Source organism: Providencia sp. JGM181 (assembly GCF_018257375.1).
Taxonomy (GTDB): Bacteria; Pseudomonadota; Gammaproteobacteria; order Enterobacterales; family Enterobacteriaceae; genus Providencia; species Providencia lanzhouensis.
Genome location: NZ_JAERJY010000130.1, coordinates 1 through 10271 on the forward strand (window position 1 = coordinate 1; position 10271 = coordinate 10271).

Consider the following 10271-nt stretch of genomic DNA (forward strand, 5'->3'; position numbering starts at 1 on the left):
GAACTGATCGAAATAAATAGTTCAGCAAAATAAATGGAATAACGTGTAGAGAGTAATGATACAAATATAAAAAATTGTTCTCGGAACAAGAAGGAGTTTTAATATGAATTTTCAATTACATATGGGCCAAGTTAAATGGTTTGACGCAAAAGAAGGTTACGGCTTTATTTCACCTCGTAATGGTGGCGATGATATCTTCGTAACAACCAAATCAATTGCGAATAAAAAAATCAAATCTTTATCTGAAGGTCAAAACGTCGAGTTCTCTGTTACTCGTAATTCAGATGGTATAACGGCAAGAGACGTTATCGCTTACTAATTGAATTCTTAACAGAAATATTTCTCCTGCACTATCCTCTCATTCTTCGCAGGAGATCTTAATAAGCAAGAATAGAGTTAACGGTGATACCTGCATGTGATATCCTGACGCCAAGTGAGTTTAAATCCATTTGGGAGAAAACATGGATCACCGTTTACTTGAAATTGTTGCTTGCCCATCCTGCCACGGCAAACTAAGTTACAACAAAGAAAACCTCGAATTAATCTGCAAATTTGATCATCTCGCTTTTCCTGTTCGTGATGGTATCCCCGTTTTACTTGAGAACGAAGCGCGTAAAGTTGCTTTAGACGAAGGACTGTAATCCTATGTTTACCGTCATTATTCCTGCGCGTTACGCTTCAACACGATTACCGGGTAAGCCTTTAGCAGATATTCACGGTAAACCGATGGTTGTTCGTGTCATGGAGCAAGCGATTAAATCAGGCGCCAGTCGAGTCATTATTGCAACTGACCACCCCGATGTCGCTGCAGCGGTCATCGCAGCGGGTGGGGAAGCTTGTATGACCAATCCCGATCATCAATCTGGCACGGAACGTTTGGCTGAAGTGATTGACACTTACGGCTTTTCCGATGACGAAATTATTGTCAATGTGCAGGGTGATGAACCGCTGATCCCACCAGAAATTATTCGCCAAGTCGCTCATAATTTGCAAGGTAGTCAGGCAAATATGGGGACACTCGCTGTCCCTATTCATAGTGCGCAAGAAGCCTTTAATCCGAATGCGGTGAAGGTTGTGATGGATAAAGACGGTTACGCGCTTTATTTTTCTCGAGCGACAATTCCGTGGGATAGAGACCAATTTGCAAAGAGTAAAGAGACCATCGGTGATACTTTCTTGCGCCACATTGGTATCTACGCTTATCGCGCTGGCTTTATTCGTCGTTATATCGCGTGGGATGCTAGCCCATTAGAGAAAATCGAGATGCTAGAGCAGCTTCGCGTGCTTTGGTATGGTGAGAAAATTCATGTGGCGGTTGCTGAAAAGGCTCCGGGCGCAGGGGTGGATACACCAGAAGATCTCGAATTGGTAAGACAAGAATTTCAGCCATAATTTCTAGTGTGAATAATGGTCTGATAAAACAAGGGGAAACTGAATAAGTTTCCCCTTTGTATTTTACTCTGCCTGATTATCTTCGATTGGCTGGGTGTTATCGGGCTTTAAGTGCCACCAAATTGAACCAATGAGCTCATACCATGCCCGCTCGCTGTGGCTAAAATAAAATGCGGAAGGAATGTAGCGCTCCCAAGGATTCAAATCGCTGGTGATCACCAATTGATTGGCTGGGGCTGGATAAGGCTGCATTCCACGACTCGTAAACATCTTCAACGCACGGGGTAAATGGTTCGCTGAAGTCACTAACAAGAACGGCTGCTTACCAATAATTTTTTCAACTTCATAGGCTTCTTCTTGCGTATCTTTCGGTTCGGTTAGCGGGATTGTATCTGTCGCTGGAACTCCTAAAGATTGAGCAACCATGGATGCGACTTCGGCGCTACTGATTGGGCTACTGGCTTTACCGCCAGTAAAAATCAATTTGCTGCCGGGATGCTGCAGATAAAGACGTACCCCTTCAGTGACTCGAGGCAAGCTGTTACTGAGCAAATTCGAGCTAGGACTCCAGTCTGGGTTATAGGTAAACCCGCCGCCCAAAACCACAATATATTTTATCTCTTTAGGTGGATTCGTGGTGATAAGCTCATAACGTTTATTATAAGGGCCTTCAACGGGCGCCAGTAGCCGATCAGAAATGGGTTGTAGCCCTAATAGCGAGATGATAACAAGGCTTAATGTCACCAAGGATTTTCCACTTTTTTGCCAGCGGGTAAACCATAATAAAATCAGTCCAATTCCCCCAATAATCAATAATAAGGGCAGAGGCATTAATAGTGAACCAAGGTATTTTTTAAGCAGAAATAACATAGAAAGCCTGTTATGAAGATAATGTAAGCGAATAGGGACAAATGTAGCTGCATCAGCAATAAAATGCCATGTAAAATAAATCGGATACAAAATAAAGTACTATGCAAAAACAGCTAGATTATCTGTTATAATTCTTGGTTTTGATATGCTGTAAATAACTCATGATAGGTAACTGGAACGCAGATGGCAGACCGCAACTTTGATGATATTGTCGATAAATTTGCAAAAAATATTTATGGAACGACAAAAGGAAAAATTCGCGAAGCGGTAGTTTGGCAAGATCTTACCCAGTTACTGGAAACGCATTTTAAAGGTCAAACATTACGCATATTAGATGCGGGCGGCGGAGAAGGGCATTTTTCTCGTCAATTAGCTGCAATGGGTCATCAGGTTATTCTTTGCGATTTATCCGAAGAAATGTTAGAACGGGCATCGGTGCTTGCTGATGAACAAGGAATTAGCGAGAATATCAGCTTTGTTCACTGCGCTGTTCAAGATATCGCTCAACACCTTGATGAACCAGTTGATTTTGTCTTGTTTCATGCGGTACTTGAATGGATTAGCGACCAAAAATATGCATTAGAGCAACTGGCAGAGATTATCAGACCGGAAGGCATATTTTCTGTCATGTTCTATAATGCAAATGGCTTGGTGATGCGTAATGCAATTTTAGGTAATTTTCATCTCGCAACTCCTCATATCCAGCGTCGTCGCAAACGTTCATTATCGCCACAGAATCCGCTTTTCCCTCAACAAGTTGATGAGTGGCTTATTGGTTGCGGTATGGATATTTTAGGCAAAAGTGGCGTCAGAGTGTTCCATGATTATTTGCAAAGTAGACAATTACAACAAAAAGACTTTCCAGCGTTATTGGCGCTTGAACAACAATATTGTCGTGAAGAACCCTATATCAGCATGGGGCGATATATTCATGTCATGGCACGCAAACAAACCCAAAAGGACGATTTATGAGTGATTTTTCCCAGACCGTCCCTGAACTCGTGTCTTGGGCACGAAAAAATGATTTTGCGATTTCCCTACCCGCAGAGCGCTTAGCATTTTTGCTGGCCGTCGCAGTGCTTAACAGTGAGCGGGTTAACGGTGAAATGAGTGAAGGGGAGCTGGTGGATGCGTTTCGAGAAGTGTGCAAAGGCTTCGAACAAACCACCGAATCACTGGCAGTCAGAGCGAATAACGCCATCAACGACATGGTTCGCCAAAAAATATTTAACCGTTTTGCCAGCGACATTGTCGAAGGAAATGCGATTTATCGCCTAACGCCACTCGGCATTGGCATTAGTGATTACTATATTCGTCAACGCGAATTTTCGACATTAAGATTGTCGATGCAGTTATCGATTGTGGCGGGAGAGCTACAGCGTGCAGCGGAATCAGCCGAAGAAGGTGGTGATGAATTTTATTGGCACCGTCATGTTTTTGCGCCATTAAAATATTCAGTCGCTGAAATTTTTGACAGTATTGACCTGTCACAGCGAATTATGGACGAGCAACAAAACAGCGTTAAAGATGATATTGCTGCACTTTTAAACCAAGACTGGCAGGCAGCGATTGCCAACTGTGAGCAGCTACTTTCTGAAACGTCCGGCACATTAAGAGAATTGCAAGATACTTTAGAAGCCGCTGGCGATAAGCTACAGGCAAACTTACTGCGTATTCAAGAAGCGAATATGAATGCGCCGCAGTTCTCGGAAATGGTCGACCGACTTATCTTTGATTTGCAAAACAAGCTAGACCGTATTGTGAGCTGGGGGCAGCAATCCATTGATTTATGGATTGGTTACGACAGACATGTTCACAAATTTATCCGTACAGCGATTGATATGGATAAAAACCGTATATTTTCTCAACGTTTACGTCAATCTGTACAGCAGTACCTCGATAGCCCTTGGGCACTCACCTATGCCAATGCGGATAGGCTTTTTGATATGCGTGATGAGGAGCTGGCACTTCATGATCAAGAGGTGATGGGGGAACTCCCACCTGATCTGGAATTTGAAGAGTTCAGTGAACTTAATGACCAATTAGCGGCGTTAATCGAAGCGCAACTTGCGTTCTATAAAACGGATAACAAACCGCTGGATGTCGGTCACGTATTACAGAGTTATCTGACGCAATACCCACAGAAACGCCATTTTGATGTTGCGCGTATTATTATCGATCAGGCTGTAAAACTAGGTATCGCAGAGGCTGATCTGGCGGGATTACCGGCAGAATGGCGCGCTATTAATGATCACGGAGCCAAGGTACAGGCACATGTCATCGACAAATATTGAACAATTTATGCCAGTTAAACTGGCTCAAGCACTAGCTAACCCTATTTTTCCTGAGCTGGACAGCCAACTGCGTGCTGGTCGCCATATTAGTATTGATGACCTTGATAATCATGCATTTTTAATGGATTTTCAGGAATCGTTAGAGCAATTTTATGCTCGTTATAATGTTGAACTGATCCGGGCGCCAGAAGGCTTTTTCTATTTGCGTCCCCGCTCAAGCACCTTAATTCCCCGTTCTGTTTTGTCCGAACTGGACATGATGGTGGGTAAAATTCTGTGCTACCTCTATTTGAGTCCTGAGCGTCTAACCAACCAAGGAGTCTTTACCTCTCAAGAGCTGTTTGAAGAATTATTGTCGCTGGCCGACGAAAGCAAATTACTGAAATTTGTTAACCAACGCTCCACAGGTTCAGACCTTGATAAACAAAAATTACAGGAAAAACTGAGAACCTCCTTAAACCGTTTACGCCGTTTAGGTATGGTCTATTTCCTGCAAAATGACTCCAGCAAATTTATTATTAATGAGTCTGTATTCCGCTTTGGTGCGGATGTGCGTAGTGGCGATAATCCACAAGAAGCACAATTACGCATGATCCGTGATGGTGAAGCGGTCTCTCTTGAAGGGGAATTATCGCTAAGAGACAGCGATGAAGACGAAACGGATGAGAGTCAAGACCTGGCTGACAGTGAAGAGGATGAACAAGAATGATTGAACGCGGAAAATTTCGCTCACTGACGCTGGTGAACTGGAACGGCTTTTTTGCTCGTACTTTTGACCTTGATGAATTAGTCACAACCCTATCAGGGGGAAATGGTGCGGGTAAATCCACCACCATGGCGGCCTTTATTACCGCCATGATCCCTGACTTAACGTTACTGCACTTCCGTAATACCACAGAAGCAGGGGCCACCTCGGGTTCCCGTGATAAAGGTCTACACGGAAAACTGCGTCCTGGTGTCTGTTATGCCGTACTGGATGTCTTAAACTCTAAACATCAACGAGTTATGGTCGGTGTTCGCTTACAGCAAGTTGCTGGGCGCGATAAAAAAGTCGATATCAAACCGTTTATGATCCAAGGCGTGCCATTAGCCACAGTGCCAACGGAAGTATTAACGGAAGTGTTTGAAGGGCGCCAAGCTAAGGTTATTCCGTTGAATGACCTGAAAGAGCGCGTAGAAAAACAAGAAGGCATCCAATTTAAGCAATTTAACTCGATCACGGACTACCACTCAGTATTATTTGAATTGGGTGTGCTACCAAAACGTCTACGTTCAGCAGGGGATCGTAGTAAATATTACCGTTTGATTGAAGCCTCCTTATATGGCGGTATTTCAAGCGCGATCACTCGCTCACTGCGTGATTATTTATTACCGGAAAACAGCGGTGTACGTAAAGCATTCCAAGATATGGAAGCGGCATTACGTGAAAACCGTTTAACACTGGAAGCCATTCGCGTAACACAATCTGACCGTGATTTATTCAAACATTTGATCAGCGAAGCCACAGACTATGTATCTGCGGACTATATGCGTCACTCAAATGAACGTCGAATTCACTTAGATGCGGCATTGGCCGCCCGTAACGAACTGTATAGCAACCGCAAACAGCTGCGCGTTGAACAAGTTCGTAGTGTGGAAATGGCGCGTGAATTAAATGAACAAAACGAAGCGTCGACGGAAATCGAAGCGGATTACCAAGCGGCAAGTGACCACTTAAATCTGGTGCAAGCGGCGTTACGTCATCAAGAAAAAATTGACCGTTACCAAGCCGATATTGAAGAGCTGACTTATCGTCTTGAAGAGCAAAGTGAAGTTGTCGCTGAAGCCACAGAAAAACACGAAGAGCTTGATGCTCGTGCGCAAGCGGCTGAAATTGAAGTGGATGAGTTGAAAAACCAGCTTGCAGATTACCAGCAAGCGTTGGATGTACAGCAAACTCGTGCAATTCAATATCAGCAAGCACTTCATGCTTTAAACCGTGCTCGCGAACTCTGCCAGCTACCTGATCTGACCATTGAAAATATCGATGAATGGCTGGAAACCTTTGAAGCCAAAGAGCAGCAAGCCACAGAAGCCTTACTCGCTTTAGAGCAAAAAATGAGCGTGGCGGATGCGGCTCATAGCCAGTTTGAGCAAGCGTATCAACTGGTGAAAACTATGTTAGGTGATGTGAGCCGCAGGGATGCATATACGCAAGCGCGTTCATTACTGCGCGACTGGTCATCGCAACAACATTTAGCAGAGCGTGTTCAGCCGCTGCGTATGCAATTATCTGAACTGCAACAGCGTTTAGACAGCCAGCGTAATGCTGAAAAATTACTGAGCGAATTCTGTAAACGTTATGGGCAAAGTGTTGAGCCGGACGAGCTTGATGCCTTGATGGCGGAGTTGGAAATTCTGCAAGAAGAGTTAAGTACTGGCGTTAATGAAAGTGGCGAAAAACGCATGCAAATGCGCCAAGAGTTGGAACAAATTCGCCAGCGTATCAGCCAGCTTTCCGCTAAAGCGCCTGCGTGGATTATGGCGCAAGAAGCACTGACTCAACTCAATGAACAATCGGGTGAAACTTTCGAAAATAGCACTGAAGTGACTGAATTTATGCAGCAACTTCTTGAGCAAGAAAGGGAAATTACGGTTGAACGTGATGAAGTTGCAGCGCAACGCCGTGACCTCGATAAGCAAATCGAACGTTTAAGCCAGCCTAGTGGTGCCGAAGATGGGCGCATGCTGGCACTGGCAGAGCGCTTTAATGGCGTGTTGTTATCTGAAATCTACGACGATATTACCATTGAAGATGCGGCGTATTTCTCTGCATTGTACGGCCCTGCGCGCCACGGTATCGTGGTACAAGATTTGGCTGTGGTTCGTGAGCAGCTAGAAAATCTACAAGATTGCCCTGATGATGTGTACTTTATCGAGGGGGATCCATCTTCATTTGATGACAGCGTTTTTGATGCTCAAGAGTTTGAAAATGCGGTATTAGTCCGTTCATCAGAGCGTCAATGGCGCTATTCCCGCTACCCAGAGTTACCGCTATTTGGTCGAGCTGCCCGTGAGAGTCATTTAGAGTCACTGAGTGCTGAGCGTGATGAATTGGCGGAACGTTATGCGACCTTGTCGTTTGATGTGCAAAAAATTCAGCGTGCTCACCAAGCATTTAGCCGCTTTATCGGTCAGCATATTTCAGTGGCATTTGAAGCGGATCCTGAAGCTGAAATTCGTACATTAAATCAAAAACGTACTGAATTAGAGCGTGGACTGAACCAATTTGAAGAACAGACCCAGCAACAACGCCAACAGTTCGCTCAAGGTAAAGAAAATTTACTGGCATTAAATCGTTTATTGCCGCAAGTGAATTTGTTGATGGATGAAACGCTGGTTGATCGCGTTGAAGAGATCCGAGAAGAGCTTTCTGAAGCTGAGGAAGCGGCTCATTTCATCAATAAACACGGTAATAATCTGGCGAAGTTAGAGCCGATTGTGACGGTATTACTCAGTGATCCTGAGCAACATGATCAACTGCGTAAAGATTATGAATTGGCGAAACATACCCAGCAAAATGCGAAGCAACAAGCCTTTGCCTTGGTGGAAGTGGCTCAACGTCGCGCACACTTTAGTTACAGTGATTCGACGGGTATGGTCAATGAAAATGCGGACTTGAATGAAAAACTGCGCCAGCGTTTAGAGCATGCGGAAGCCGATAGAACTCGTGCCCGTGAGCTATTACGCCAGCAACAAGCGCAAAGCACGCAATATCATCAAGTTTTGGCATCGCTGCGCAGTTCATTCGACACCAAGCAAGAAATGTTGAAAGAACTTGAAGCAGAAATGCAAGAAATGGGCGTGAAAGCGGACCCTGATGCACAAGAGCGTGCCAGCATTCGCCGTGATGAATTACATCAATCTGTTATGGCAAACCGTAGTCGCATCAACCAGTTAGAAAAACAACTGACGTTATGTGAAGCGGAAATGGATAACCTGCAAAAACGTCTGCGTAAGCTGGAAAAAGATTATTACCAAATCCGTGAGCAAGTCGTGATGGCGAAAGCGGGCTGGTGTGCCGTGATGCGCTTGGTGAAAGATAATGGCGTTGAGCGTCGTCTGCATCGTCGCGAATTGGCTTATACCGATGGTGATAGTTTACGTTCGATGTCAGATAAGGCGTTAGGAGCGCTGCGTTTAGCGGTGGCGGATAACGAACATCTGCGTGATGTACTGCGCATGTCTGAAGATCCTAAACATCCTGAACGTAAAATTCAGTTCTTTATTGCGGTTTACCAACATCTGCGTGAGCGTATTCGCCAAGATATTATTCGTACCGATGACCCAATCGATGCGATTGAACAGATGGAAATTGAGTTAGCGCGTCTGACCGAAGAGTTAACTGCCCGTGAGCAAAAACTGGCAATTAGCTCGAAGAGTGTGGCGAATATCATTCGTAAAACTATCCAGCGTGAGCAAAACCGTATTCGTATGCTGAACCAAGGCTTACAAGCGGTGGCATTTGGTCAGGTTAAAGGGGTTAGATTGAATGTGAATATTCGCGAAAGCCACGCCTTATTGCTGAGCGTGCTATCAGAAGAGAGTGAATTACACCAAGACCTGTTTACTAGCCAACGTTTAACCTTCTCTGAAGCGATGGCAAAACTGTATCAACGCCTGAACCCACAGATGGATATGGGGCAGCGCTTACCGCAAACCATTGGTGAAGAGCTGTTAGATTACCGTAATTACTTAGAGTTAGAAGTTGAAGTTAACCGCGGCTCTGATGGTTGGTTAAAAGCAGAAAGTGGGGCGTTATCAACCGGTGAAGCGATTGGTACGGGTATGTCTATCTTAGTGATGGTTGTCCAGAGCTGGGAAGAAGAAGCCCGCCGACTGCGTGCGAAAGATATCATTCCATGTCGCTTACTGTTCTTGGATGAAGCGGCGCGTTTGGATGCGAAGTCTATCGCCACGTTATTTGAGTTATGTGACCGACTGGAAATGCAGCTTATTATTGCTGCGCCGGAAAACATCAGCCCAGAGAAAGGAACCACATATAAACTGGTGCGTAAAGTGACTGGTAATACGGAACATGTTCACGTCGTTGGGTTAAAAGGTTTTGGTCAGGATAATCCTGCTCCGCAAGCACTGCCTCAATAATTGATTTTTGTTTTTAGCTATTAAAACCGACATGGGAAACTGTGTCGGTTTTTTATTAGCCATGACGATGGCTTTAATTTGTTTTTTCTTAATTATATAAATAAGTTAATTGCTATAATTTCAATATTCATACTTAGTTGACTATAAAAAATTTTAAATCTAATTTCTTTGCTGTTTTTAAATAACAACAAGGATGTTAATTATGCTTTATACAGATACGATGGTTGTTACAGCTTCACCTTTATCTCATCGAGATAATTTTGGTTGGGATGAATGGAACAGTAGTTTTGGTTGGAGCGGTATAGATTATCGTGCTGACTTGCAGAGTTATTATTATGCATTAATAGATGAAAGTGGTTTTTTTGAATATGGTCCTGAATATGATGTTTTGGAGATTGATGAATCGATTTTTACCAATTCAAAAGATTCAGAAGAAAACAGAATAAGAATGCAAACAAGGCTAAAGGAACATATTGAAAATCAAAAGTTAATGTTAGAGCGTATAGAAGATTCAGAGGAGTGGCAATTCCTTGAAAATCCTGAGAAAAACCCATATATACAATATATAGG

General features: G+C 43.9%; 9 protein-coding genes. 8 read left to right on the forward strand and 1 reads right to left on the reverse strand.

Features of this window, described 5'->3' with window-relative positions; all coding sequences use genetic code 11:
* The first annotated feature begins 103 nt into the window (after nt 1-103).
* The 3 genes from JK188_RS14205 to kdsB all read left to right on the forward strand — a co-directional run bounded on the left by JK188_RS14205 (nt 104) and on the right by kdsB (nt 1392).
* The gene (locus JK188_RS14205) at nt 104-319 is read left to right on the forward strand and encodes a cold-shock protein (protein ID WP_036951758.1); all 216 of its coding nucleotides are present in this window, start codon (nt 104-106) and stop codon (nt 317-319) included.
* A 142-nt stretch (nt 320-461) separates the two neighbouring features.
* Nucleotides 462-641 carry a Trm112 family protein gene (locus tag JK188_RS14210; protein ID WP_036951756.1) on the forward strand — a complete coding sequence of 60 codons (180 nt, stop codon included), beginning with the start codon at nt 462-464 and terminating at the stop codon, nt 639-641.
* A gap of 4 nt (nt 642-645) precedes the next feature.
* Nucleotides 646-1392 carry a 3-deoxy-manno-octulosonate cytidylyltransferase gene (gene kdsB, locus JK188_RS14215; protein ID WP_154639096.1) on the forward strand — a complete coding sequence of 249 codons (747 nt, stop codon included), beginning with the start codon at nt 646-648 and terminating at the stop codon, nt 1390-1392.
* Nucleotides 1393-1455: 63 nt separating this feature from the next.
* On the opposite strand, the gene elyC is transcribed toward kdsB, so the two are convergent.
* Entirely contained in the window at nt 1456-2262 is an 807-nt protein-coding gene (elyC, locus tag JK188_RS14220; RefSeq protein WP_211885127.1) for an envelope biogenesis factor ElyC, read from the reverse strand.
* Nucleotides 2263-2445: 183 nt separating this feature from the next.
* Here elyC and cmoM point away from each other — a divergent pair, with 183 nt between their 5' ends.
* The 5 genes from cmoM to JK188_RS14245 form a co-directional block, all read left to right on the forward strand.
* Nucleotides 2446-3234 (forward strand): tRNA uridine 5-oxyacetic acid(34) methyltransferase CmoM, encoded by a 789-nt coding sequence (gene cmoM, locus JK188_RS14225; protein ID WP_211885129.1) that lies wholly within the window; start codon nt 2446-2448, stop codon nt 3232-3234.
* A complete protein-coding gene (mukF, locus tag JK188_RS14230; protein ID WP_132494492.1) occupies nt 3231-4556 on the forward strand; it encodes a chromosome partition protein MukF in 1326 nt (441 codons plus the stop codon). Before cmoM ends, mukF begins: the two co-directional genes overlap by 4 nt.
* On the forward strand, nt 4537-5265 hold the full coding sequence (gene mukE, locus JK188_RS14235; RefSeq protein ID WP_036951742.1) for a chromosome partition protein MukE: 729 nt from the start codon (nt 4537-4539) through the stop codon (nt 5263-5265). Before mukF ends, mukE begins: the two co-directional genes overlap by 20 nt.
* Complete coding sequence (mukB, locus tag JK188_RS14240; RefSeq protein WP_211885130.1) at nt 5262-9701, forward strand: chromosome partition protein MukB; 4440 nt, start codon at nt 5262-5264, stop codon at nt 9699-9701. Before mukE ends, mukB begins: the two co-directional genes overlap by 4 nt.
* Before the next feature lie 202 nt (nt 9702-9903).
* Nucleotides 9904-10271, forward strand: a 368-nt coding sequence (locus tag JK188_RS14245; protein WP_211888656.1) for a hypothetical protein, incomplete at its 3' end; no start/stop codon positions are given.

Excerpts from the sequence above, each read along its gene's own strand:
- JK188_RS14205 (WP_036951758.1), top strand. The coding sequence starts at position 104 with ATGAATTTTCAATTACATATGGGCCAAGTTAAATGGTTTGACGCAAAA.
- JK188_RS14210 (WP_036951756.1), top strand. The coding sequence starts at position 462 with ATGGATCACCGTTTACTTGAAATTGTTGCTTGCCCATCCTGCCACGGC.
- kdsB (WP_154639096.1), top strand. The coding sequence starts at position 646 with ATGTTTACCGTCATTATTCCTGCGCGTTACGCTTCAACACGATTACCG.
- elyC (WP_211885127.1), bottom strand. The coding sequence starts at position 2,262 with ATGTTATTTCTGCTTAAAAAATACCTTGGTTCACTATTAATGCCTCTG.
- cmoM (WP_211885129.1), top strand. The coding sequence starts at position 2,446 with ATGGCAGACCGCAACTTTGATGATATTGTCGATAAATTTGCAAAAAAT.
- mukF (WP_132494492.1), top strand. The coding sequence starts at position 3,231 with ATGAGTGATTTTTCCCAGACCGTCCCTGAACTCGTGTCTTGGGCACGA.
- mukE (WP_036951742.1), top strand. The coding sequence starts at position 4,537 with ATGTCATCGACAAATATTGAACAATTTATGCCAGTTAAACTGGCTCAA.
- mukB (WP_211885130.1), top strand. The coding sequence starts at position 5,262 with ATGATTGAACGCGGAAAATTTCGCTCACTGACGCTGGTGAACTGGAAC.